Origin of the sequence: Endozoicomonas numazuensis (assembly GCF_000722635.1) — a bacterium.
GTDB classification, from domain to species: Bacteria; Pseudomonadota; Gammaproteobacteria; order Pseudomonadales; family Endozoicomonadaceae; genus Endozoicomonas_A; species Endozoicomonas_A numazuensis.
In genome coordinates, this window is record NZ_JOKH01000003.1 from 188,183 (window position 1) to 211,105 (window position 22,923).

Below are 22,923 nucleotides of genomic sequence, written 5' to 3' on the forward strand. Positions count from 1 at the left end.
GGCATCAGAGCCTTAATCCCACTGGTTGTTGTAGCTTTCAGCCGGATGGGGCGCTGAATCCGGAGGACTGTAGAGCTGTGATTGCAGCTGAGCCTGGGAATGACCTCCCTGTTGAGCGGTTTGTGGATGACCTTGAGGTGCTGTCTGTCCAAACATCAGCTGGGCATACTGCTTGTGCTCCGGTGTGATGGCCTGCTTGATGACATTCTTGGGTTCGTCGTATTGATCCTTTTCAGTACTGACCTTGGCGACAAACTCAATACCATCCAGCTCTGACAAAGACTGCAACTGTCGGGCTTTATAAGCTGGTGGACTGTTATCCTCGGCCTTGATATTACGTGCTGATTGCAGGATACCCCGGACAAAAGACCGGCCCATGTTCTCCCACTCCAGGCCTTTGGGGCTGTGCATCCCGATCAGGGACCAGACCTTACGTTTGGCGTACTGACCTTCCAGCACGGTAAACTCGGCATTGAGATAGATGGCTCCAGTATCACCACAGGTAGCGTAACCACCCGTCCAGCCCATTTCGGGATTGTCATATCCTCCGGGTTTAAGAGTCATACGAACTTTGACCAGGGTTCCTGAAGGAATGACGTCGTAGCTGCCCTGGTCAGTGGCATCATTAAAGTCGTTCCAGCGTGCCATCGGTTTTTGCTGATTCATTGCTCTTTGTTGGCTCATGGCTGTTGCTCCATTCCTTGGGATTGAGTTTCAAACTGGACAGGCTGCCTTGATCCACTGCGGATCTTGGTAAACAGCTGTCCGAGGTGAGGCGGTTCGAATACATCCAAACGACCGCTGCGATCTTTGGCCGGGTAGCCATAGGGGTTGAGGGTCTGGCAAACAAAAGTACGACGCAGGTTTCCTTCTTCATCGGGCAGGCTGGCCAGGGTAATCACTTGGTCAACGATGCCAGGCAGTTCCAGACCGGTTTTACTGCCTTCGATCTGGGGCTGATGGAGCTTGCGGTTAAAGTCGTCCACCCGCTCTTCCAGGATGGCGACAAAGACCACATTCTTGCCCCTTGCATGTTGCAGATGAGTCAGTGCCGCAATCATCTCCTGACCGTGCAGCCCATAGGCTCCCCGAGTGTCCGGCTTGCCGGTTTTCTCGAGAAAGCCTGGGGCTGTCCCTTGCACCATTGAAAGCAGAGCCGACCCAGCACCGTAATGGAATCGATAAAGTAGGTGTCGTACTTCTCCAGCGATTTGGGGTCACCGTACTTACGACACACGGCTTCATAATGCGCTTTCGAATACACCTGATCGTCCCGAAGGGCTGGGTTGGGACCCGCCAGATAGACGGCAAAGTTTCGGAACTCAGACCAGGTGGCTGGACGAAGGGTATCACCAGGCCACTCCTGCACTGCCAGATCACCGGCTTCCAGATCCACAAACAGAGTGGCGTCAGGGTTGAGACTCAGCAGCTGGGTGGTTTTACCCACCCCACTGTTGCCCAGCAGTACACACTTAATGCCCTTGTGTTCCTGGCTACGTTGTTGCGAGTTGAGAATGGGAAGGCTCATGACTACCCTCCCACCAGCTGGTAGGTGCAACGTCCTGGCTTCACTTGCAAGGCTGGCTCAAAGGATCGACGAACTTCCTGAGGCCAACGATCAAACTTCTCCTGGGGCACTGAGTAATGAACATCCAGGAACTCAGAAGGATCTTCTCCCTGCTCCTGAATCCGCTGAGCTATGGCCTTCAGTTTTTGTTGATCCCAGCTAACTTCCCTGGGCAGATCCACCAGCACTCGCACACCTTCATCTTCAAAGCTGATTTCACCGAACTCTTGCTGCAGTTGAGCCCGGATCTGAGAAGCCTTGAAGACATACTTGTAGGCGATCACCGACGCCAGCCATTCTTTCTGAACCGCTAAATGGGACAGGCCTCTTTCCACCTCTTTCTCGAGCTTCGCCAACTCTTCTCCAGAGCGAGCAGCCAACTCAGCAACCCCCATACCCTGAATATTTTCCAGCTCACTGCTCATACATCACCTTCCTGACAGACGATTGGCTGCGATGTACCCGCATGGGTATGCGAAGCTTCATGCGCTTCAATATCTGACAACCGATAAACGACACGATTGCCCAGCTTGATATAGCAAGGACCCAACCCGCGCATACGCCACTTCTCCAGGGTATAGGGGCTGATCCGCCAGCGGTCGGCCAGTTCTTTCTGGCTCAGGTGTTGCACTTCCATTTCATGCTCCTTCTTGTTTTTTCCAAAGGCAGGAACAATCATGGGGCAGTCGGAGTAGCCGGGAGGTAGCTGAGGCGTAGCTGGGAAGTAGCTGGCGTATATTTATGAAAAAATGAGAACTTTTGCGGCAGGAAAGGCGTGAGAGTGGCGAGCTGAAAACCCGCCACTAACAAAGGAGTTTACTTATCTCCTTTCTGTTGGTTAGGGTTCAGCTGCTTCCCTCTATTACCTTGATTTTTGGAATGAGTCTGATTTTGACCTGGAGTACCTTTATTTGAATTACCCATGTCAGCTGGATGGTTTGACTTCTTGGACATAACAACCTCGCTGTAGACCGTAATATTCAGTCATAAATTGAAGATCACCAGGACTTTACTGCCCCAGCGAAATAAGGATAGCCAAGAATCAAGCTGAAAGTTTCCGCCGAGTTAATCTCTCCGCCTTGATACTCCAGAGTTTGTTTTCATAACAAATGTAATCCTTCCATCGGTTGTCGTTATAACAGTTACCAGGGTGAGTGACTTTAAAGCCCTCCTCATTCAACTGCTCAGTCGTAATCCCTGCATTACCTGCTAACCAGGCATCATAGATCAGGGTGGTCACCGTACAGCGTTTCTCACCACGAATATCCCAGGGTTCTCTATCATCCGCTTCAAACCGGCCAACAAGCCCTTGTACCGACCACTGTACTTCGAGTGATCCAAGATCAGGCTGGAAGGTTGCCCGCAGTACATCTTTCAGCTTTCGGGCGTTTATCTCACAGGGACCTTCAGAAGACAGCAACGACATAATCGACACAATCGGATACGGGCCTGGCAAGGGAAGCAGATGGTCAAAGCGCTCGGATACCGTTAGGACCACTCCGGGAGCCTTACCCTTCCAGCTTTCCAAGCTTTGATAAATGCTTTTGAAGCCGCTCATACTGGTCAGATGTCGGGCAAGCAGAACCTGATAGGGTTACCCACTTACCTGAGTATTCCCCAACCACTCGAGCAGTTCAGGAATCACCGTGACCTGTTCGCCTGACAATTTAAGGTGACTCTTGAGCACTTTGATTAGCCAGCCCCGGTCGTACTTGTATTGTCGCTGCTGCTCTTCCGTGACCTCAACAAAGCCTTCGGAGACGCAGTAACAGGTATAGACGCCCGGCTCCCGCTCAACCACTTCCAACCATTGCTCTCCGTCGTCGGTATCGATAGGTATATCATAAGTCAGCCCACCAGGAGTCAAAGCTCCAGAGCTGACGATGTCTGCAGCTTCATTAGGCCTGTCTATATCCAGGCTCGCTTTCAGAACCGTGTCAAAATCGGTTTCGTACAGACCAGCCAGATAACGAAATGAACGCTGTTTATCAGGCAGCTTTAACGCGTCAGTCATGAGTCAACCCCCACTCCCTGAGCTTATTCCAACTGAGATGACGCTCTCGTTCGGTTAGATCCTGCAAATTGGAGGTACAGGGCTCTTTCAGAATAATGATGGTACTGTTAGCACGACTCTGCCCTTCCTTTTTCCTGAACTTCACGGCAATGGAAGCCTCAGCAACAGAATACTGGCCACAATTCAGAAAGTGTTCTATCTCATCCTCTTTCAGCACCTGATAGACATCTTTTTCATGGGCTTTATGAGCCGGAGATCGAACGGTGTAAGGTGCCTTGGTTCGGGTCGATTTAAATTTCAGATAGGAGACAGAGACCTGTTCGATCCCTTCTTTCCGGGTGAATGGCAACACTGGATTTGACTTCAGGACATCAAGCGTAAGCTGTCTTCTTTCCAACTTCTCTGGAGCCTGCTCTATCCCCAGTCCCTTGCTGGTGAACAACTGGGCCAGCTGCTCGCGTTCCTGCTTCTTGCGAATCACCACTTCCAGTTCACCCTTCTGCGGATTCCAGAGGAAAGCATACTCCCTCGCTGGTCTGACCATGGTTTCCCGGAGTGCTTTCTTCTCTTTGGAGACTTCCTTAAGTAGGCTGGGCACACCTTCCCGGTAAACCATCACTTGCTGCAGGGTTTCTGTGGTGCCATCGATGCTTGGGCGTTCACGTTGAAACAACTCCACCAGCACTTCATCATCACCACCAAAGTGCTGTGTGAGATACTCTTTTAATCCTTCCAGATCCGGGAGTTGATTGACGCTGGACAACACTTTGAAACTGTCCCACTTCGCTGTCAGACGAGCTTCATCGGCAAAGCGCTCACTTTCAGCCTGTTCAAAGATGGATTGTTCATGAAGAAGAACCCAGGCTGCCTGATTATAAGGATCATCCTGGGCAATATACTCGGCTTTATTCTTGACCAGCCTGGCCAGTAACTCCTGACCCACTTCGTCCGTCATCTGGTCAATGCGCCGGGTCAGGTCATCAAAGGTCTGCCGCTGTCTCTTGTCGAGGTTGGCACAGGCGTCTTTCAGATTGATGGTGGTACTGAATTCCGGTTCATGAGCAAGAATCCTTTGCGCTCTCGTCACCCCGGTTAGCTGTAATAGCTGACGACAATAGTCACCCCGAACATATTTCAGGACTCGTTTTATATGGGGCATCCTATCCTCCGGTTTTAGACTTTCTCTACATCTACACCTTGACCTCTTATACAACAGAGTTTTTGTAATTTTTTTAAGTCACTCATCTTGTCCCTGATTGTCTACTCTGTCAATCCCCCGGAAAACACCGGATGGAACCGGTTACCCCGGTATGGATCTTATATAAAGAAAAGACAACACTCAGATAAGAATTCGAAAAACAATCCGGCGTACATCATGGAAGAACTTTTATCAAAACAACCGGTATCCTCTAGAGAAGAGATAACCGAATTATTGGCTCACGCCATTCTGAGAAGCTATTACCGACAGTACCCCAAATCCACTACATTCCCTGAAAAAGACTCTGTTCGACTGGATATACCGGCCAACTCATGCATGACTGTTAACACTGCTGAGAAAAACGACGGAGACTGATTATGAAAGACAGCCAAGAAGAAAAAACTCTGGCAGTTCGAGTGCTGGAGCTTCAGAGAATGAATACAGAACAGCTTAGACAGAAATGGTTTCAGCTCTATGGAAAACCGGCACCAGAACTGGACCAACGTATTCTTCGCCAGCGCCTTGCGGTCAGAATACAGGAGCTGGTATTGGGAGGTATGACGGAGAGAACCAAGGAGCGTCTGCAGGATGCCAACCGCCATAGGGAACACCAACAAAAAACCCTAAAACGGCGTACAGTAAAGCCACCACCAGGAACGGTTCTCACCAAGGACTACAACGGTGAATCACATAGGGTAGTGGTAACGCCGGAGGGCTTTGAGTACAGGGGACAGACCTACTCAAGCCTGTCGAAGATAGCCAACCTGATCACCGGCTCTTATTGGTCTGGACCTCTGTTCTTTGGTTTGAGAGGGGATAAAAATGGCAAAGAATAACGCTGAATCAGTTAAAAAGCGCTGTGCTGTCTATACCCGAAAGTCCTCAGAAGAAGGACTGGAACAGGAATTCAACTCACTCCATGCCCAGAGAGATGCAGCCGAGGCCTATATTCTCTCCCAGAAACATGAAGGCTGGGTTTTGGTACCCGACGACTATGATGATGGGGGCTACTCTGGGGGAAACATTGAGCGTCCTGCCCTTCAACGTCTGCTTCGTGATGTCAGGGCAGGCCTGCTGGATATCATCGTTGTCTATAAAGTGGATCGCCTTAGTCGTTCACTGGCCGACTTTGCCCAGCTGGTGGATTTGTTTGACCAGCATCGTGTTTCCTTTGTTTCTGTCACCCAGCAATTTAATACCACCAGCAGTATGGGCCGTTTGACCCTGAATATTCTGCTCTCCTTCGCCCAGTTTGAGCGAGAGGTGACCAGTGAGCGTATCCGTGACAAGTTTCTGTTGTCCAAGAAGAAAGGCATGTGGATGGGAGGCAATCCACCCTTGGGCTACGACGTAGTAAACCGAAAGCTATTGATTAACAGGAAAGAGGCTTCTGTTGTACGACTTATTTTTGAACACTTTGCAGCCACCCGCTCGATCATAGCCACCTGTGAGATGCTCAATGCCAAGGGTTACAGGACCAAACAGATCCCTTTAAGAAATGGAGGCTTTCGTGGTGGTATAGCTTTTGCCAAAAACGCCGTCTATCGCATTCTCAGAAACCGGATTTACATGGGTGAAATTGGCAACAAGGGAGAATGGTTTCCAGCGGAGCATACGGCCATTATTTCCAATGACCTCTGGGCCAAGGCAGTGGCAGCGTTCGACATTGAATCCATACAGCGCTCACGGCAGTCTCGATTAAGAAAGAATCCCTCCTTCCTGAAAGGCCTTCTTTTTGGGCCGGATGGCCATGCCCTGTCAGCCACCAGCACACGAAAGCAAAACGGGAAACTGTTTCGTTACTACGTCAGCTATTCAGCACAGTCCAAAGGCTACTCAAACGGCCCACTGCCGCCCCTGTCGGCCTCTGTGTTGGAAAAACTGGTGCTGGAGAGTACACAACGACAGCTGGCCAGCCCGGAGCTGTTACTGCACGTATGGGAGAAGGTGGAAAAGACTGAGCCGCAGATCAGCATTGACAGGGTTCGCCTGGCCCTGAATGACTTATCAAGCATCTGGGAGGAGCTATTTACTCCTGAAAAGCGCCGTTTAATCGAGCTTTTGATTCACCGCATTGACCTGACCCCAACGACTCTGACCATCCTGTTCAAACCGGATGGCATTGATTCTGTCGTATCAGAACTATCCCCCACTCACACGGAGATCGAAGACCATGGCCTACGTACTTAAAAACGGCGAGGAGCAGGTTGAGTTTCTTGAAGAGGAAAATCTGATCAAAGTAACCCTGCCGATTCGCATGAATCAACGAGGGGGCAAGACCACCATTGAAACACCAGCTGGAGCCATTGACCCACCGGAAATGAAGCAGATACAAATAGCCCTGATTCAGGGTCATCGCTGGCTAAAGATGCTCACCCGGCAAAAGTTCTCCAGCATCAAACAGCTGGCTGAGAAGGAAAAGGTGGATAAGGCCAGGGTCTCAAAGTGCATCCGCCTGACCTGCCTGGCCCCGGATATCCAGGAAGATATTCTGTGTTATCAGGGCAAGTGGCAGTTATCGATGAAAGATTGCATGAAACCCTTTCCGATGCTCTGGTCTGAGCAGCGGGAACATTTCAAAGTAATCTCACCTCAAACAGATATCATTAATCCAGTATCTCAATCTTGAAATCCACTCCTTCAACCAGAAACTGTTCAGGATCACTGACCGATTCAATCCAATCGAGAATCACCTCATGATCCTCTGAACAAATCCCTCCCTTAGACTCAGTAGTTGCCCTGTATAAGCCTAATTCTTTTGAAACCCCTGCCAAATCATCGAAATGCTGTTCTGGATATGGACTGTAGATACTAAAAATTTCCAAAACACAGTATTCCCTAATACTTTCATCATTATTATTGCCCGAAGAGTAGTAAACACACCATTCTTGAAATTTTCCGGTTGGTACTGGCATTTCCCCATTCCAAGTCGAGACAGCCTTATCACATACACTAAAGCCATAACTCCCAGACACGCCTGGTGCTGAGTCAGGCAAATTACTTAGCGCATACTGAAGGTCTTTTATGATTTGTTTCTGCTGCTTTGTTACTGACTTCTGTTTCCCAAGCCAATCCCCAAGCTTTATTGCAGCTTCAATAAGCGGCTGCTCCTCTGGCAGTATTTGAAATTTTTGTCTCATTCTTCATATTAAGAGTTTACCCATTTAGTACTATATTAGACTGCCTGTTTCAGTTCCCTAAGGCTACCGTATGATCAATAACAAACCGGCCAACGACCTCCAGCCCGAAAAAGAAACCAAAGTGCTGTTTTAAAAAGGAAAACTAAAGTGGAGGCAGTAGTACCCCAGTTCCTCCAGAAAACCAGAGAAGAGAGAAAAACCAAGAGGAACAGAAAGGAAAACGGGGAAAGGGATGGTTTTGCCAAACCGGGGAAAAAGGCAAAAACCCTTTATACGTAGGCTCAAACGAGAAAAACCCCGTAGACGAAAGTCTACGGGGCTTTCAATATATGGCGGACCGGACGGGACTCGAACCCGCGACCTCCGGCGTGACAGGCCGGCATTCTAACCAACTGAACTACCGGTCCGCTGCATTTTTCACATACTTTTTATCAAACCAAGTATGCGGTCACGCATTCTCTTTCGAGAAAATGGTGGGTGATGACGGGATCGAACCGCCGACCCTCTGCGTGTAAAGCAGATGCTCTCCCAGCTGAGCTAATCACCCGACTTCTCTGCGCGGTGCGTTGCGCTGAAGTGAGGCGAATATTATGTAGATCAGACGAAAGTGTCAAGGGGGAAAACAAGGTAAAATCAGAACTTAGGCACTCTTCTAGATTTTTCTACTCGTTTATTCCCACAGATTGGAAGAAGCGAAACTTCTCCCTTGGATAAGAACAAATGTTCTATGAGTGCTGCTGGATTCAAGAAATATTTGCAATATACCCATCGCCTTTCAAAGGCTACGTTGCTGTCTGCGTTCAATCAATCCAATCATCCACTCTTCGTAAACTCATGGGGCTATGCTCAGTTATTACCCTGAAGCATATTGAAGCACAATGGGTATAGGCCCGTTCAATTAGCCAGATGCATATAAACTTTCACCCGACCCTCTTCTTTTCCTCGGTCTATTTTAACCTGCTGAATGGTTACCTCATAACGGGTATCCAAAGCGACCATCCAGGCCAGTAGCTTCTGATAGGCTGCATCTTCGATCCAGACGCCCAACCCTTTTCGGTCTGGCTGTACACGACTCAATGTCAGCTCTGCCTGTCTGGCACTGCCTGACACAATGGAAGACAAGTCCTTTTTGGCACCTGAAGACTTTTGTTTCCTTTGGGCCATTTTTGCCTGACCAATATTATCTGCCATCCATTCGTGAATGGTTTGCTGGTGTGCGAACTCTTCTTTCTGTTTTTCATTCCAGACTGTAACAGGCTCCCAGACAAAAAGATAAACAGCCCCCAGCAACAGGAAAGACAACAGAAGATGAAACGCTCTTCGATCTTTCTCTGGCATAAGCTCATACTTAGCCTGAAGCTGTAACCAGAGCGGACTTTTCTGGAGTAGACTAGTCAGTTTCATCAGCTTCACCTGCCTATCGTCATACGGGCATTCACACCCGTTTTTTCTTGATTAGCGCTATCAAGTCGTGCACTCAGCCCTGAGGATTTCACTGCTGCGAGCAATTTATCGACCCCTTCAAGATTGTCTGCCTTGAGCTCAAGCACCAGCTTCCCCGATGCCTCGTTGAAATCCATGCTGACGGGTTTCAACTTAAGGTCAGGCAACGCTGAGGACACCGCCGATACTTGTTGTAACAGAGGCAAGAAAGGTTCTCCTCCTGCTTTCTGCCCAACACTTTTTAACCGACTTTCCATACGACTTTTAAGGTTAATGCTGCCAACTGACTGGGTCTTGGCTTCCAATACCTGCTGATCTTGAGGAAAAACCTCCAGATACAATGCAGCGTTATTCTGCCAGTAGTCCTGAGCCTGTTGATGCAATAGAACACCTTCCCCAACTTTCAGACCCAGCTCCAGTAATAGCCAGACAGAAGCTACTAAGGCAAAAGGCTTCCAGCGTCTGAGCTTGCGACTGGCTCTTTTTGGACACTGATATGGCCCATGGCGCAGATCCACCAGTTCAGCGGACCGCATGGAGGAAAAATAAAGCTCAGCCAGATATTCAAAAGCACTCCCGGTCAAAGGGTCCTCTTCCACTAGCCAGCCACTTTCATCCAACCACTGTTTGACTTGTTCTTGTTTATCCGTGGCTAACGGCACCAGACCATCAGCAAACTTCATTCTGGCATTAACAAGCGCCGTTGATTCTTCTGTAGTTGAATCAGCATCGGTCTGAAGAATGGTATCACTGGCCTTTTCCCCCCAGTGACTCAAAACAAATTTCAAAGCCTCATAATCCAGACAAACACTGGATTGATCTGGAGCAGAAAGAATGACAGTGTCATTTTCAAGCAGGAGATTTAGCTCCTGAGGCTGAGCATTAACAAATTGAAGCTCTGCCATCACTTGCTGAGCTGAAAACCCCTGTTCATCAAGGCAGGCTAATAAAGACTGCATCTGCTCATGAGGCACAGCCGATACTGAAACCTGGTCACGTTTTCGATGGAGATAACTGGCCAGATGCATGGACTCAATGTCATCTGCCAGTGACTCTTCAATCATAAAAGGTAATGCTGTTGAAAGATGCTTTCTCTGACCACTGTTTATAGGCAGCTGTCTATGCATGACCAGAGTGCCTGGTAGTAAAATAACCACCTGGTCTGGCATTTCATCTTCCAGAGCTGTTTCATCCAGTTCCTTATTGTCAGGCTGCTGGACAACAAACTGGATCCAGTCCTTTTTGACCTCCCTCAGCTCCGAGATATGAACATCTCCTAAAAGCTGTCCATTCCCAGCGAAAGCCCCCCACTGAACTCGGGTATCTGGCTCAATCCGGGAAATCGGTGGTGGTATCCGAATCAACAGGATGTTTTTCATTATTAGACCTCAGGATTCCTTCTTGGCACTTACCCAATAATCGTTGGGTCCAATCTCACGACCGGCGATTTGAACCTGCCCTTCTGCATTACGATACAGGAGGGTTCTTAAATAGAATGTCGTATCACGATACGTTGCCTTGATATAAGCAGTGAAATAATTACTAGTAACACCCAGGGGCACTTCTTTGAGAGCCTCCGTTTTATCTTTCAAGGCTGGTAAATTGGCCAAATCTTCCAGATTGGCAAACCCTTTCGCACTCCGAGCATCAATAATAGTCGCTGTATCCCCTTCTGTGAGTTTATCAGAGAGGGAACGCATGACTTCTGGGAGCGCTGTATTAACATTGATCTTGGTATTATTAGGCAAAGTCGTTACCAGTGGCGCCAGCAATTGAAACTCTACGCTGCCGACCCCCTCGATCAGTCTTAATTCGGATAATGAAACAAGTGGCGCATCTGCCGTCCTTCTTGGAGGTTCCATGACCAGATAATGATTATCTTCTGCGCCGGTTTCAGTGGGCTCTTGATCACTGTCAATCCAGTCCTTAATGGCTGAACCAATCTGTACATCAAGCCCCAGATTCTGCAATATCTGCTGGAACATGGCGTCAAACCTCTGACCACCCAAAGCTTCTGCAGCGAGCCAATTCAAATTAAATCGGCTGGTTTCATCAACAATCACCAGCTCGACACCCCCCTGATCCACGGCATAACCCACTTCCTGTATATTCCAGCGCTCACTTTCGTGATCCATGACCTTTTGCTTTTTCTTATCTTCTTCTGCATCCTGCTCAAGAAGCAGAGCAACGTACTGCTCAGCCCCTAATGCAAGATGTCTGGCCTGAATGCGCTCCAGATAACGTGTGTTTTTTTCAGTATGAAGCCAGAGACTGGTCACCATCTGGGAAGACATCAGTGTAATCATGGCGAAAATCAGGAGCACATAGATCAGGGCGATGCCTTGCTGCCGTCTAACTGACCTCATTGTTCATCCTCATCAAAACCGCCTTCATTATCAGACTTTGGCCACAGTGCTCTCTGCTGCCCTCCTTTCTTCGAATCTTTTCCCTGTTGATCCTGATCCAGACTTTTATGGGCATCGGAGGGTTTGTAATCCATCACAGGCAAAACCGTTACCAGCGCCCCAAAATTGCCATGTTGCAAAGTCAATTCAATGGCATGAGGCATCACTGGATCTTCTGATTTCCTGGCTTCTCCCGCTGGCTTTTGCTCCTCAGTTTGCTTTGCCGGAGGCCAACGACTGCTCCAACGCTTCTTCTCGTCCATAAAGCGTACTTTCAACCCATGCACATTGCTGAGCAGAACCTGCCGGGTCTGAACAGGGTCAGGTGCGCGATCCAACATTAGCCAGTAGTAACGAACCAGCTCACCCTCTTCCAGGTCATACGCCACTCTCTGTAGATTGCTCCTCAGCTCTTTTAAGGGGTTACGCCAGCCTGACCGGGTAAATTCAATAGCAAAGCCATCTCGACTGGGCGATTTGACAGCAGGCTGACTGTCACCAAATTCATCCCTCACTGATCGAGCAGCCATCTGGAAAAGATCTTTTTCCAGAATCAATTGCGCTCGTTGAATTTCATCGAGATTATCCAGAATTCCGTCAGTCACTTGCTGTGCACGACTGACCGAATCAAATAGCTTATAAGCCGCTGTACTGATCATGGCAAACAGCATAATGGCAACCATTAGCTCAAGCAGAGTGAACCCTTTACTCCCCTTCATTTCTTGGGCTTCCTCAGGTAGGAGTCCAGAAAAAATATCGGAGTATCATCATCACCCGGCTTTTGATTACCCACGAAAACATCTACAACTATTTTTCTAAAATCTCGCTCACTGGTGTCTCTAACGGTCCGCCGAACATACCAGTAATATCCGGCATAATTCTCAACCTTCCCCTTGATACCTTTTTCGGGCCAGCTCTTCTCTGCCTGGAGCCGACTCAGATATTGATCCGCCACTTGGGCAGCTAGAACCTTTTCCTGCATGTATCGCGTTTGGCGAATACTGTTACCGTCTACCAGCATCAACATGGACGCAGCAACAGCAAACACAACCAGTGCCACCATCACCTCGATCAGGGTGAAACCTCTGGAACTAGCGGACGACTTCGACATCGGACAAGCCATCGGTTTTCAACACCACCCTTTGCTTCTTGTTTTCATTGGGGACTACGTAGAGAGAAAAAGGGGTCACCTGGTAGTCAGAATAAAATACTACTCTAGGGCCTTCATTATCTCTGGGCTCCAGGTAAGGGAGCTCACCCTCTGCGGTATTCAGAAAGACATCCAGACTGTCAGGCATCTTATAGGGCTGAAAAGGCGTCTCCGTAATAGCGATCCACTCAGTACTTTCCAGAGGTAATACCCACCAGTGGTAACGACCGCTTTCATCAATTGAGAAACCGTATTCAGCATTGTCCAGTAGCGCCTTATCCCTCACCTGCGAGAACAGTACCTGCAATCTCGCAGCCTGCTCCTGAACGGTTTTTTGTGTATTTCCGGTCACTGGGCTGAGAAGCGTGATGCCCAATAAAATACCAATAATCAGAATGACAACCAGCAATTCAACCAGAGTGAATCCCCGGTTTTTTCTCTTTTCTGGCCTGCTATTCTCTAACACCGGACTGTTCATTGAGCTCCTGCAGTTATGACAAGTTTGATCAGATGCCGATGTTAATCTCACGACTCTTCCCAATTAGTGATATCTGCCTCAAGGCCTTCACCTCCTTCACGCCCATCCGCTCCCAGAGAATAGAGATCGTATTTGCCGTGATTTCCGGGCTGGAGATAGATATAAGCATTCCCCCAAGGATCAACGGGCGCTTTTTTCAGATACCCCTCCGGGTTCCAATTTCTGGGCTCAGGCGTAATGGTAGGCTTCTTAACCAGCGCATCGAGCCCCTGATCCGTTGAAGGATAAAAACCATTATCAAGCCTGAAAAGTTCCAGTGCCTGAGAGATCGTTTCGATATCGGATCGAGCCACCGTCACCTTAGCCTGATCAGGTCGGCTCAGGATTTTTGGTGCTACCATTGCCGCTAATATCCCCAGGATCACGACAACCACCATGATCTCGATAAGAGTAAAACCTCTTTGCACCTGTCTTTTCATCATTTTCACGACCTCATCAATGGATTCCGTACCTAAGAAGTGAAGACTTTGTCGACACTTCCAGAGCAATCTGCCCGGTGATCTGCAGATCCTGTCCTGTACGTCCTGTTTCTATCTTTGCGAATGCTGTCAGGAGTGACAGCATCCTCTGCATTTAGTTCAGCAGCTGATTCATATTCAAAATGGGAAGCAATATGGCAAGAACAATCACCATGACAACCCCTCCCATGACTACCAGCATTAACGGCTCAAAAAGTCCAAGCAGAAGTGAAACTCTTCCATCTAATTCCATTTGTTGATTCTGGGCAGTCCTGTCGAGCATTTCATCGAGCTCACCTGTTGATTCACCACTACCAATCATATGAAGCATCAAAGGTGGAAAATATCCGGTTTCTGCCAACGCTCTGTTCAGACTGGAACCTTCACTAACCCTTCGGGCTGCATTTTTTACCGCATCGCAAATGGCACGGTTATCTATAACCTGTGCTGCAATAACCAACGCCTCTACGAGAGAAACACCGCTTCGCGTCAAAATACTCAATGTACTGGCGAACCTGGCCGCACTCAGTGTTTTGCTGAACCTTCCTAAAATCGGAAGACGTAAAAAGAAACGGTCCCATGACATTCTCACGGCTGGTTTTTTAAGTGCCTGTTTAAAAGTCACAATACCGAAGAAAATAATGCTGAAAATAAAAGGCCAATACGACTGAAAACCTTCACTGGCAGCAATTAGAGCTATCGTAATACCAGGTAAATCCTGACCGGTATCGACAAAAACTTTTACTACATCCGGCACCACATACCCAAGCAGAAAACTGACAATGCCCAGGGCAGCCACCAGTAGAATGACCGGATACAACAACGCCTGCTGGACTTTCTGTGTGGATTTCATCCGGGCTTCGGTATAGTCCGCCAGCCTGTTCAGCACCTTGTCCAGATAACCCGCATGCTCACCTGCCGATACGGTAGCCCGAAACATCTGAGGAAAAATATGAGGGAAGTCTTCAAGACTCTGCGCCAGTGTGTAGCCTTCCAGAACCCTTGAACGAATCGCCAGCAACATGTTTTTCAACCGGCGCTTCTCTTGCTGTGAGGCAACTCCATAGAGAGCCTCCTCAACCGGCATCGCAGCCTGAATAAGTGTTGCTAGCTGACGGGTCAAAGTGGCCAGTTCTACGGCCGAAACACCTCGCTGAAACACGGTAGACAAACCACCAGCGTTATTTTTTTTCTGCTCCGATACCGGATTGACCGATAAAGGGGTCCACTCCCTGTCACGAAGCATTTGCCGGACGTGCCGATTACTGTCGGCCTCCAGAGTACCCTTATGCTGTTTGCCCTGCTGATCAAGGGCGATGTATTCATATGCAGCCATGTTGTGCGGTCATCCGCCTCCGATACGGATTAATCTTTCTGGGTCACCCTGAGCACTTCTTCCAGTGTTGTCAGACCAGCCAGTACCTTTTTGGCGCCATCTTCCCGTATACCTGTGGCGCTATGCCTGACATAGTCAGTAATCGCCTGTTCTCCTTCGCCAGCATGGATCATCCTTCTGACCTGTTCGTCCACCACGACAACTTCATAGATACCTGTACGACCACGGTATCCGCTGTGGTTACATTCCTTACAACCTTTTGCATGATAAAGATTAGGTGCACTGGCCATGTCCACGCCCAACTCTCGACATTCCGCTTCATCGGGCTGATATGACTGCTTGCATTGATCACATAGCATTCTCACCAGACGCTGAGCAATCACACCCAGTAAGCTGGATGAGAGTAGAAAAGGTTCAACGCCCATATCCTGTAAACGCGTTAATGCACCAATGGCGGTATTGGTATGCAAAGTTGAGAGTACAAGGTGTCCGGTTAAACTGGCCTGAACGGCAATTTCTGCAGTTTCGGTATCTCGTATTTCCCCCACCATGACCACATCCGGGTCTTGTCGGAGAATAGCCCGAAGCCCACGGGCAAATGTCATATCTACTTTGGTATTAACCTGAGTCTGGCCAATACCTTGCAAGTTGTACTCGATAGGATCTTCAACGGTAAGAATGTTTCGGCACTTATCATTCAATGAAGTAAGGCAGGCATAAAGTGATGTCGTTTTACCTGAACCAGTTGGCCCGGTCACCAGAATGATGCCATAAGGTTTGGCCAGTAAGCTGGAAACCCTCTTAAGATCCTGGTTGTCCATTCCCAGATGCTTCAATTCAAGACGACCGGCTGCTTTATCAAGAAGACGTAGAACGACCCTCTCACCATTACTGGAAGGTAATGTAGAAACCCGGACATCGACCTCTTTACCGGCCACCTTCAAAGAAATTCGCCCATCCTGCGGGATCCGTTTCTCAGCAATATCCAGTCGAGCCATAACCTTGATTCTTGAAACCAGCAGTGCCGCCAGGGTTCTCTGAAGACTGAGAATTTCCCTGAGAACTCCATCTACTCTGACCCTGACAACCAGATTACTTTCAAAAGTCTCGATATGGACATCCGAGGCCCCTTCTTTGATAGCTTCTGTCAACAAAGCGTTGATCAAGCGTATAACAGGCGCATCATCACTCTGCTCAAGCAAGTCTTCTGTAACAGGCACGGCTTCAGCAAGACTACTGAGATCCATGTCATCACTGATTCCGGCTGCATTCTGCAACGCTTCAGAACTGTCATTGTGATAACACTCAGACAGAACTTCAGAGAGTTTATCCGTATCTACCTTACGATACATGGGGGACTGACAGGTGATCCGGGTAATTTCAGAAAAAATATCAGCAGAGGGGACAGAACGAAAATAAAGCACTGGTTGTTCCTGCTCCCAAACCAGTACCACCCCATGCCGCTTGGCAAACGTAAATGGCAGACGCTGCAGCATCAGTCCCTGATTTTGGGATTCGGGATCTTCTGGAAGGGCAGCTGTGTCAGTCAAGGCTAACTCCTTGGATAATTAATAATTCCAGAACTTCTATTAGGGTTGATTGACGACGACTAGAATCAATCAGGTATTTTTTTGCTCTGAGCCTTGGAAATTGAATTATTCTTCAGGCACGTCACAGGAAGTGTGATCCAATATCCGAATTTTACAACTGAATTTTAAAAATGACTAAAACACAACCCCAAGATTTTGATCAAACAGAATTTTCTGTTTACTCTCGATTAATTGAAAACTGTTTTTGGTTAGAGCGTCAGCTTTTAAAAGTAGCACTCTTATGCTTTATTTAGATTAAGAATAGTCCATGACCCAGCACGTTTTTTTTCAATCAAGTAAATACTAAATAGAGAACACTATGAATTCAGAGGTCATGGCCACCTATTTAAAATGGGGCCATCGAAAAAACCGCTTCGCACTGACAGGATTGCTGACAATCGCCATGATTTTCTCATTAGGTATTCAGTCATTTTCCTTTTATGAATCAATGATAAAAGATAGTGGTCTTGATAATTCTGAACAAGTGTCTCAAATCCAACCTCAGGAAAAAGTTCTAACACCTAAAGACTTTGAGTTACTCTTTGGTATTAATCATCAACCTGAAGTCACCCAGCAGTCCGCCGATATTCCTGAAACAAGACTGAACTTAGTACTTAGGGGTGCCGTTGGTGAACGTGACCAGAAGAATAAAAATTCAAGTGCTATTATCCAAGGCAGCAATCAGGACAAGCTTTATGGTATCGGAGACACTCTTCCCGGAGGTGCAATACTGAGGGAAGTGCATTCGGATCATGTGGTTTTAAGTCGAAATGGCCAGCTTGAAACCCTGTACTTCCCTGATGCAGGCAAAGATGACCGGGCTTTACAGGAATACAAAAGCTCTACCGACGCTATGGATAAGAAAACAGAACGCCCCGGCTATACTCAAGAGCCGGATGAAAAATCACTTGAACAGCGCATGCAGGAGTTAAGAGACAAACTTCAGCAGGCGAATCAAGGGATTTGATAAAAGAATTAAAACCTCTTCATATGGTTAAGTGATGAAAACTAAAGACTGCCCATTAGTATCCATGGCCTCCAGACCTCTGCTTGCTGTGTTGTTTACTTTAAGCCTCCATAGCAGCGTATCTGCAGCAACAGCTCCAGCAAACACAACTGCCGTTCCAGTATCAAAAGCATCTGCACAGGCTCATAAGCCTGAAAACACTAAAGACAAAAAGTGGACACTGAACCACCAGAATGCTGATATTAGAGAGTTCATTGGACAGATCGCAAAAATTACCGGTGAGACCTTTGTCATTGACCCCAGAATCAAGGGCGGAAACACCGTTACGGTCATTTCCTCCAAACCTTTAAACGGCGACGAAGTTTACGATGTGTTCCTGGAAGTACTTTCTGCAAACGGATATGCCGTAATCCCCAAGGGCAACATTATCAGCATAGTGCCCAGTACAACGGCAAAAACCAGCTCTCCCAACGATAAACAGAAGCCTCGTGATGCTGTTATGACCACCCGAGTCATTGAACTCCACAGCGTTTCAGCCATAGAGCTGATTCCAATTATTCGACCTCTGATTGCCCAGTACGGACACGCAGCTGCGTCAGCGTCCAGTAATGCGGTGATTGTCAGCGATCTGGCTGATAACGTTGACCGTATCACCAAGCTGGTCAGAGAGCTGGATGAAACAGGCAATAACGATTACGAAGTACTTCAGCTAAAACACGCCTGGGTCGGTGATGTATCAAAAATCATCCAGGACACCCTGATCTCCGGTAAGGGGCAACTTCCCAGTGGACTTCAAGTTATTGCTGACGAGCGCAGTAACCGTCTGGTTATCAAAGGCAACGCCAGCAAGCGCCAAAGGGTCAGAAAGCTGGTTGAAACCCTGGACAAAGAGGGGATTCGCAAGTCCAACACCAAGGTTATTTTCCTCAGCTATGGCGATGCCAAAAACATCGCAGACATTCTTGCAGAAGCGTCCTCAACCATTCAGGACAGCCAGGAGAAGCAATCCAAATCATCATCGCAACAACCTTTACCTCAGCAGCCGGTTCAAACCAAAGGGCAGTCTTCCGGCAAGAGCAAGAGTGCCAAATCTGCGGCTAACGTATTTGTTAAAGCCGACGAGACTCAGAATGCTCTCATCATGATTGCGGATCCTGACACTCTGGCAGAGATGGAGCACATCGTGCGCCAGCTCGACATACCAAGGTCTCAGGTACTGTTGGAAGCCGTTATTGTGGAAGTGTCAGGTGGTATTGACGACGCCCTGGGAGTGCAGTGGGGAATAGACGGTAAGAAAACTATTCGTGGTGAGGCCACTACGAGCGGCACAGACGGTAAATCGACCACCAGTATTTCTGGCTCAAAGAGCAGCATAACAGGCCATATACTGAACAACTCTGCAATCACTCTGGGCTCTCTAGCCCTTAGAGGCGATAACTTTGGTGTACTGGTCTCAGCCTTGAGTGCAAAGTCTAATAATGACATTCTCTCTACACCCAGTATGCTGACACTCGATAATCAGGAAGCCGAATTCCTGGTAGGTCAGAATATCCCCATCAAGACCGGCTCCTATCAGACTTCAGCCAGTGGTGGCAGCAACAACCCTTTCACCACAACTAATCGAAAAGATGTCGGCATCAAGCTCAAGATCACACCTCACCTCAGTGAAGGTAATGGTATCCGGCTCGAACTGGAGCAGGAAGTGTCTTCTCTTGACGTAGGTACATCAGAGTCTCTTCTGAAGAATGATGACCTTATCTTCAATAACAGAACGCTGAAAACTACCGTTCTGGTGGATGACGGGCAAACCATTGTCATTGGTGGCCTGATTGAAAACATAAAGAGTCAGACCAAAAAGAAAGTTCCCCTGCTGGGCGATATCCCGATCATCGGAAACCTGTTCCGTTATGAACAGGATAAAAGTCAGAAACGTAATCTCATGTTATTTGTTAGACCCACTATCATGAGAAATTCTGAAACTCTGGCCAAAGCGACAAAAGACCGCTACACCAAACTCAAAGTCATTCATCAACATAACAAGAAAGCACCGGACATGTTACCTGAAGACCCATCAACTCTGTTTGAGCCAGAAGCATTTGATCTACGTAACAAGGATAAAAAAATCTGGCAGACCAACAACTGATTTTTATTCCTACCCAAAAAAGCCAGGTTACCAACCTGGCTTTTTTTATTTTTATAACTTCATGACAACGTCAGAACTAATTGCAAAACACTGACTCTTAATTTTCAAAAAACTGACATTAAAAATAAAAAAACCGTCTATAAATTATTCATCTTAAAACCCACCCATTGACTAATAGTTTTCATCGCCAATATGGGAGCTCACATCAGCAATCAAAAAACACTCAATATAAAACAGACTCCGAACACCAAAAAGAATCGTCCAGTCATTGGAGGTAATTTCATTAACTGATAATCACCAGGAACGCATCTTAGTAATCTAACAGGCTGCCAAATGACCAACAATGAGAATACAAGGTAAGCCGGGTTTACCAATAAGTTATTGAGATAGAGGTAGTAGCTGACTGGATATACTGACAAGAGCAATGCAACATACAAAGCCCTGCTCATGTCAAAACCGATCCTGACTGTCAGGGTACGAATACTGGAAGACTGATCATCCAGATAATCACGAATTTCATTGGACACCAGCAAGGCAGCCGTTAGCAAACTCACCGGTATTGATATCCATAGCAACTCATTACTCCATACTCCAGAAACGGCATAGTAAGATCCGCTCACCATCAAGACCCCAGTCAGAAGAAAGACTGCTGGCACACCCAACCCCCGGTGTTTGTAGACAACAGGCTCACCCGTATAAAAATAGCCTGCGACGACACCAAACAAACCCAAAAGGAACAGCGGTAAGCCTGTCATCCAGACAAGCCAAAGACCAATCACAATCGCAATCAGAGCAAAAAGACCCGCAATATAAAAATTCCTTTTGATCTGTTGAATCACCTGCCCTGCCAGCAAACCTGTTCGACCATTCCAAAAATGCAGATCAGCATGATCATTGGCAAGATTACTGGCAGCCTGCAATAAAAGGCCAGCAATCATCACAGCTATGGCTCTGACTAGATCGCCTTCGTCTCTCACATAGGCGACAGCAATCCCTACCCCACAGGTGATCAAAGCAACGGAGAAAGAGAAGGGCCTCAGCGCCCTGAAAAAACAGTACTTATCTGGATTCAGATTTGGTGTATCCACTGGAGGATTCCCTGAGGGTGGAGATAAACATGGGACTATGTGCCATTTAACGGCTGCAGCCTATAACGACATTCCGTAAGCTATTCAGCGGACACGGATGGCTACGACATATCAGGCTGAGTAAAAGAGGATAGCAGCTCGACAACCGCAAGATGAAACCATAAATAAATGAGAAGAGTGCTGAGCTTATAGTTGACAGAATACAGACGACTGGCTGAGAAATATCGACTGTGAATTTCGCCCATGATCGGGATAGGGCGTAGCCTCACGGCTACGCTCCTCCCACAACACCCAGCATACGGGTCCGTACTGGGCGTTTCGGCCAGTTAAGCGACCAACAACCTGATCAAACCTTCTTCAGGCTATTGGGATGAGCGATGCGTGCCATCAGGCTTGCATCGCTTGCCGGGCTTTCGTAATCCTATGATGCCGACACAACCTCAGCCCTCATAACGTCGCAGCCTCCGGTTCCGCCGTGACCACTTGGCATGAGTTCCAGTGTTTGCTGGATTTGTCTGCGTCCTGTGTATCGAATAACAGAAACTATTCACCACTCTGTACCGTGCAGGCCTTCACTGACATTCGCCAGCTACTATGCCGTCTGCTGACTTCTGTATGGCGATCAGACCACCTTACGATAGCCTCAGTCCGAAATATCAGACACCACACAGACCTCCCGAGGTAAGTCACACCGCCTTCGCCGCACAACCGCCAGATCTACTGCCTGAGTGTCCGGATGAGTATGGACTTCGTCATCACATGCTGACTCGTCCTCACACAGACAGCCTCATATCTGGTTTCTGTTCGTCGGCTCGCGGTTTTGCTCCACACCTGCACCTCACGATACAAACCTTGTGCTTCGCTAGTCCTTCGCCCTCATCTGGCTGGACAGGGGACTTTCACCCCCAAGCTGTGTGACATACTCAGCGCACCAAAGTAAAACGGCCCACCTCCTGAGAGGTGAGCCGTTTGATCAGTCCAGACTGATTCTGTCGCCAGAGGCTAAACCAGAACTTACCAGCCTGTTTTCTCTTTCAGAGCCTGACCGATTTCTGCCAGGGAGCGAACGGTTTTAACACCGGCTTCTTCCAGAGCAGCAAACTTCTCGTCAGCAGTACCTTTACCACCAGAGATGATCGCACCCGCGTGACCCATACGCTTGCCTGGAGGTGCAGTAACACCGGCAATGTAAGAGACAACCGGCTTGGTTACATTCTCTTTGATGTAAGCAGCAGCTTCTTCTTCCGCTGTACCACCGATTTCGCCGATCATAACGATGGCTTCAGTCTGTGGATCTTCTTCGAACAGCTTCAGAATGTCGATGAAGTTGGAACCAGGAATCGGATCACCACCGATACCGACACAGGTAGACTGACCATAACCGAAGTCAGTGGTCTGCTTGACTGCTTCATAAGTCAGGGTACCGGAACGGGATACGATACCCACTTTACCTGACTTGTGAATGTGACCTGGCATGATACCGATCTTGCACTCACCCGGAGTGATAACACCTGGGCAGTTAGGTCCGATCAAGGTAACACCCAGCTCATCACAGCGAACCTTGCAGTCCAGCATGTCCAGAGTAGGAATACCTTCAGTAATGCAGACAATCAGTTTGATGCCAGCATTAGCCGCTTCCAGGATAGAATCCTTACAGAATGCAGCAGGTACGTAGATAACAGAAGCTTCAGCGCCTGTTTCTACTACAGCTTCAGCAACTGTGTTGAATACAGGCAGACCCAGATGCTCCTGACCACCTTTACCCGGAGTTACACCGCCAACCATGCGTGTGCCATAAGCAATCGCTTGTTCGGAGTGAAAAGTTCCCTGAGAACCAGTAAAGCCCTGGCAGATCACTTTGGTGTCTTTATTAATCAGGACGCTCAT

Annotated in this window: 24 protein-coding genes, 2 tRNA genes and 1 pseudogene; 6 read left to right on the plus strand and 21 right to left on the minus strand. The window is 48.0% G+C overall.

Annotated features, from left to right (window positions below; genetic code table 11):
- Positions 1-12: 12 nt before the first annotated feature.
- From GZ78_RS13670 to GZ78_RS13700, 7 genes and pseudogenes are all read right to left on the minus strand, one after another.
- Positions 13-684, minus strand: coding sequence for a hypothetical protein (locus GZ78_RS13670; protein WP_152558726.1), 672 nt, complete (start codon positions 682-684; stop codon positions 13-15).
- Positions 681-1,528: pseudogene (locus GZ78_RS30985) on the minus strand (ATP-binding protein). Before GZ78_RS30985 ends, GZ78_RS13670 begins: the two are co-directional and overlap by 4 nt.
- A gap of 2 nt (positions 1,529-1,530) precedes the next feature.
- Positions 1,531-1,992, minus strand: a complete 462-nt coding sequence (locus GZ78_RS13680) for a hypothetical protein (RefSeq protein WP_034837080.1) — start codon at positions 1,990-1,992, stop codon at positions 1,531-1,533.
- Positions 1,989-2,204 carry a helix-turn-helix transcriptional regulator gene (locus GZ78_RS13685; RefSeq protein ID WP_034838256.1) on the minus strand — a complete coding sequence of 72 codons (216 nt, stop codon included), beginning with the start codon at positions 2,202-2,204 and terminating at the stop codon, positions 1,989-1,991. The genes GZ78_RS13680 and GZ78_RS13685 overlap by 4 nt, the downstream gene beginning before the upstream one ends.
- 405 nt (positions 2,205-2,609) lie before the next feature.
- On the minus strand, positions 2,610-3,125 hold the full coding sequence (locus GZ78_RS13690) for a hypothetical protein (protein WP_034837083.1): 516 nt from the start codon (positions 3,123-3,125) through the stop codon (positions 2,610-2,612).
- Positions 3,126-3,161: 36 nt separating this feature from the next.
- Positions 3,162-3,581: a hypothetical protein gene (locus tag GZ78_RS13695; RefSeq protein WP_034837086.1), complete on the minus strand. Its 420-nt coding sequence runs from the start codon at positions 3,579-3,581 to the stop codon at positions 3,162-3,164.
- The gene (locus tag GZ78_RS13700) at positions 3,574-4,740 is read right to left on the minus strand and encodes a hypothetical protein (RefSeq protein ID WP_152558727.1); all 1,167 of its coding nucleotides are present in this window, start codon (positions 4,738-4,740) and stop codon (positions 3,574-3,576) included. Before GZ78_RS13700 ends, GZ78_RS13695 begins: the two co-directional genes overlap by 8 nt.
- A 216-nt stretch (positions 4,741-4,956) precedes the next feature.
- On the opposite strand from GZ78_RS13700, the gene GZ78_RS13705 reads away from it, so the two are divergent.
- From GZ78_RS13705 to GZ78_RS13720, 4 genes are read left to right on the plus strand one after another with little or no spacing between them, the layout of a single operon-like run.
- Complete coding sequence (locus GZ78_RS13705; RefSeq protein ID WP_034837091.1) at positions 4,957-5,154, plus strand: hypothetical protein; 198 nt, start codon at positions 4,957-4,959, stop codon at positions 5,152-5,154.
- Between the two features lie 2 nt (positions 5,155-5,156).
- Positions 5,157-5,615: a DUF2924 domain-containing protein gene (locus tag GZ78_RS13710; protein ID WP_051786178.1), complete on the plus strand. Its 459-nt coding sequence runs from the start codon at positions 5,157-5,159 to the stop codon at positions 5,613-5,615.
- Complete coding sequence (locus GZ78_RS13715) at positions 5,602-6,969, plus strand: recombinase family protein (protein WP_034837094.1); 1,368 nt, start codon at positions 5,602-5,604, stop codon at positions 6,967-6,969. The genes GZ78_RS13710 and GZ78_RS13715 overlap by 14 nt, the downstream gene beginning before the upstream one ends.
- Positions 6,953-7,408: a hypothetical protein gene (locus tag GZ78_RS13720; protein WP_034837097.1), complete on the plus strand. Its 456-nt coding sequence runs from the start codon at positions 6,953-6,955 to the stop codon at positions 7,406-7,408. The genes GZ78_RS13715 and GZ78_RS13720 overlap by 17 nt, the downstream gene beginning before the upstream one ends.
- Here GZ78_RS13720 and GZ78_RS13725 read toward each other — a convergent pair.
- From GZ78_RS13725 to gspE, 12 genes are all read right to left on the minus strand, one after another.
- Positions 7,386-7,919 (minus strand): hypothetical protein, encoded by a 534-nt coding sequence (locus GZ78_RS13725; protein ID WP_034837099.1) that lies wholly within the window; start codon positions 7,917-7,919, stop codon positions 7,386-7,388. The two genes, GZ78_RS13720 and GZ78_RS13725, sit on opposite strands and share 23 nt — an antisense overlap.
- Before the next feature lie 330 nt (positions 7,920-8,249).
- Positions 8,250-8,326: transfer RNA gene (locus GZ78_RS13730), tRNA-Asp, on the minus strand.
- A gap of 64 nt (positions 8,327-8,390) precedes the next feature.
- A tRNA-Val gene (locus GZ78_RS13735) sits at positions 8,391-8,466 on the minus strand.
- A gap of 347 nt (positions 8,467-8,813) precedes the next feature.
- Positions 8,814-9,323 (minus strand): type II secretion system protein GspM, encoded by a 510-nt coding sequence (gene gspM, locus GZ78_RS13740; RefSeq protein WP_034837102.1) that lies wholly within the window; start codon positions 9,321-9,323, stop codon positions 8,814-8,816.
- Positions 9,324-9,328: 5 nt separating this feature from the next.
- Complete coding sequence (gspL, locus tag GZ78_RS13745; protein WP_034837105.1) at positions 9,329-10,741, minus strand: type II secretion system protein GspL; 1,413 nt, start codon at positions 10,739-10,741, stop codon at positions 9,329-9,331.
- Positions 10,742-10,750: 9 nt separating this feature from the next.
- Complete coding sequence (gene gspK, locus GZ78_RS13750; RefSeq protein ID WP_034837107.1) at positions 10,751-11,728, minus strand: type II secretion system minor pseudopilin GspK; 978 nt, start codon at positions 11,726-11,728, stop codon at positions 10,751-10,753.
- The gene (gene gspJ / locus GZ78_RS13755; RefSeq protein WP_051786179.1) at positions 11,725-12,486 is read right to left on the minus strand and encodes a type II secretion system minor pseudopilin GspJ; all 762 of its coding nucleotides are present in this window, start codon (positions 12,484-12,486) and stop codon (positions 11,725-11,727) included. Before gspJ ends, gspK begins: the two co-directional genes overlap by 4 nt.
- Positions 12,483-12,878, minus strand: coding sequence for a type II secretion system minor pseudopilin GspI (gspI, locus tag GZ78_RS27535; RefSeq protein ID WP_161787381.1), 396 nt, complete (start codon positions 12,876-12,878; stop codon positions 12,483-12,485). Before gspI ends, gspJ begins: the two co-directional genes overlap by 4 nt.
- Positions 12,859-13,395: a type II secretion system minor pseudopilin GspH gene (gene gspH / locus GZ78_RS13765; protein ID WP_034837110.1), complete on the minus strand. Its 537-nt coding sequence runs from the start codon at positions 13,393-13,395 to the stop codon at positions 12,859-12,861. The genes gspI and gspH overlap by 20 nt, the downstream gene beginning before the upstream one ends.
- Positions 13,396-13,442: 47 nt before the next feature.
- The gene (gspG, locus tag GZ78_RS13770; protein WP_034837113.1) at positions 13,443-13,877 is read right to left on the minus strand and encodes a type II secretion system major pseudopilin GspG; all 435 of its coding nucleotides are present in this window, start codon (positions 13,875-13,877) and stop codon (positions 13,443-13,445) included.
- Between the two features lie 151 nt (positions 13,878-14,028).
- The gene (gspF, locus tag GZ78_RS13775) at positions 14,029-15,249 is read right to left on the minus strand and encodes a type II secretion system inner membrane protein GspF (protein WP_034837115.1); all 1,221 of its coding nucleotides are present in this window, start codon (positions 15,247-15,249) and stop codon (positions 14,029-14,031) included.
- A gap of 29 nt (positions 15,250-15,278) precedes the next feature.
- Entirely contained in the window at positions 15,279-16,745 is a 1,467-nt protein-coding gene (gene gspE, locus GZ78_RS13780; protein ID WP_051786265.1) for a type II secretion system ATPase GspE, read from the minus strand.
- 412 nt (positions 16,746-17,157) lie between these two features.
- Between gspE and GZ78_RS27540 the strand changes: the two genes are divergently transcribed.
- Complete coding sequence (locus GZ78_RS27540; protein ID WP_081869859.1) at positions 17,158-17,805, plus strand: type II secretion system protein N; 648 nt, start codon at positions 17,158-17,160, stop codon at positions 17,803-17,805.
- 34 nt (positions 17,806-17,839) lie between these two features.
- Positions 17,840-19,948, plus strand: a complete 2,109-nt coding sequence (gene gspD, locus GZ78_RS13790) for a type II secretion system secretin GspD (RefSeq protein ID WP_051786182.1) — start codon at positions 17,840-17,842, stop codon at positions 19,946-19,948.
- A 212-nt stretch (positions 19,949-20,160) separates the two neighbouring features.
- Here the strand turns inward: gspD and GZ78_RS13795 are convergent, their stop codons facing one another.
- On the minus strand, positions 20,161-21,036 hold the full coding sequence (locus GZ78_RS13795; RefSeq protein ID WP_161787382.1) for a prenyltransferase: 876 nt from the start codon (positions 21,034-21,036) through the stop codon (positions 20,161-20,163).
- A 1,014-nt stretch (positions 21,037-22,050) separates the two neighbouring features.
- Positions 22,051-22,923, minus strand: a complete 873-nt coding sequence (gene sucD, locus GZ78_RS13800) for a succinate--CoA ligase subunit alpha (protein ID WP_034837119.1) — start codon at positions 22,921-22,923, stop codon at positions 22,051-22,053.

Coding starts and splice junctions, on each gene's coding strand:
- GZ78_RS13705 (WP_034837091.1), top strand. CDS start 4,957: ATGGAAGAACTTTTATCAAAACAACCGGTATCCTCTAGAGAAGAGATA.
- gspL (WP_034837105.1), bottom strand. CDS start 10,741: ATGAAAAACATCCTGTTGATTCGGATACCACCACCGATTTCCCGGATT.
- GZ78_RS13720 (WP_034837097.1), top strand. CDS start 6,953: ATGGCCTACGTACTTAAAAACGGCGAGGAGCAGGTTGAGTTTCTTGAA.
- GZ78_RS13710 (WP_051786178.1), top strand. CDS start 5,157: ATGAAAGACAGCCAAGAAGAAAAAACTCTGGCAGTTCGAGTGCTGGAG.
- gspE (WP_051786265.1), bottom strand. CDS start 16,745: ATGCTGCAGCGTCTGCCATTTACGTTTGCCAAGCGGCATGGGGTGGTA.
- gspK (WP_034837107.1), bottom strand. CDS start 11,728: ATGAGGTCAGTTAGACGGCAGCAAGGCATCGCCCTGATCTATGTGCTC.
- gspM (WP_034837102.1), bottom strand. CDS start 9,323: ATGAAACTGACTAGTCTACTCCAGAAAAGTCCGCTCTGGTTACAGCTT.
- GZ78_RS13690 (WP_034837083.1), bottom strand. CDS start 3,125: ATGAGCGGCTTCAAAAGCATTTATCAAAGCTTGGAAAGCTGGAAGGGT.
- gspD (WP_051786182.1), top strand. CDS start 17,840: ATGAAAACTAAAGACTGCCCATTAGTATCCATGGCCTCCAGACCTCTG.
- GZ78_RS13725 (WP_034837099.1), bottom strand. CDS start 7,919: ATGAGACAAAAATTTCAAATACTGCCAGAGGAGCAGCCGCTTATTGAA.
- sucD (WP_034837119.1), bottom strand. CDS start 22,923: ATGAGCGTCCTGATTAATAAAGACACCAAAGTGATCTGCCAGGGCTTT.
- gspI (WP_161787381.1), bottom strand. CDS start 12,878: ATGTCGAAGTCGTCCGCTAGTTCCAGAGGTTTCACCCTGATCGAGGTG.
- gspF (WP_034837115.1), bottom strand. CDS start 15,249: ATGGCTGCATATGAATACATCGCCCTTGATCAGCAGGGCAAACAGCAT.
- GZ78_RS13685 (WP_034838256.1), bottom strand. CDS start 2,204: ATGGAAGTGCAACACCTGAGCCAGAAAGAACTGGCCGACCGCTGGCGG.
- GZ78_RS13700 (WP_152558727.1), bottom strand. CDS start 4,740: ATGCCCCATATAAAACGAGTCCTGAAATATGTTCGGGGTGACTATTGT.
- gspG (WP_034837113.1), bottom strand. CDS start 13,877: ATGATGAAAAGACAGGTGCAAAGAGGTTTTACTCTTATCGAGATCATG.
- gspH (WP_034837110.1), bottom strand. CDS start 13,395: ATGAACAGTCCGGTGTTAGAGAATAGCAGGCCAGAAAAGAGAAAAAAC.
- GZ78_RS13670 (WP_152558726.1), bottom strand. CDS start 684: ATGAGCCAACAAAGAGCAATGAATCAGCAAAAACCGATGGCACGCTGG.
- GZ78_RS13680 (WP_034837080.1), bottom strand. CDS start 1,992: ATGAGCAGTGAGCTGGAAAATATTCAGGGTATGGGGGTTGCTGAGTTG.
- GZ78_RS13715 (WP_034837094.1), top strand. CDS start 5,602: ATGGCAAAGAATAACGCTGAATCAGTTAAAAAGCGCTGTGCTGTCTAT.
- GZ78_RS13695 (WP_034837086.1), bottom strand. CDS start 3,581: ATGACTGACGCGTTAAAGCTGCCTGATAAACAGCGTTCATTTCGTTAT.
- GZ78_RS27540 (WP_081869859.1), top strand. CDS start 17,158: ATGAATTCAGAGGTCATGGCCACCTATTTAAAATGGGGCCATCGAAAA.
- gspJ (WP_051786179.1), bottom strand. CDS start 12,486: ATGAAGGGGAGTAAAGGGTTCACTCTGCTTGAGCTAATGGTTGCCATT.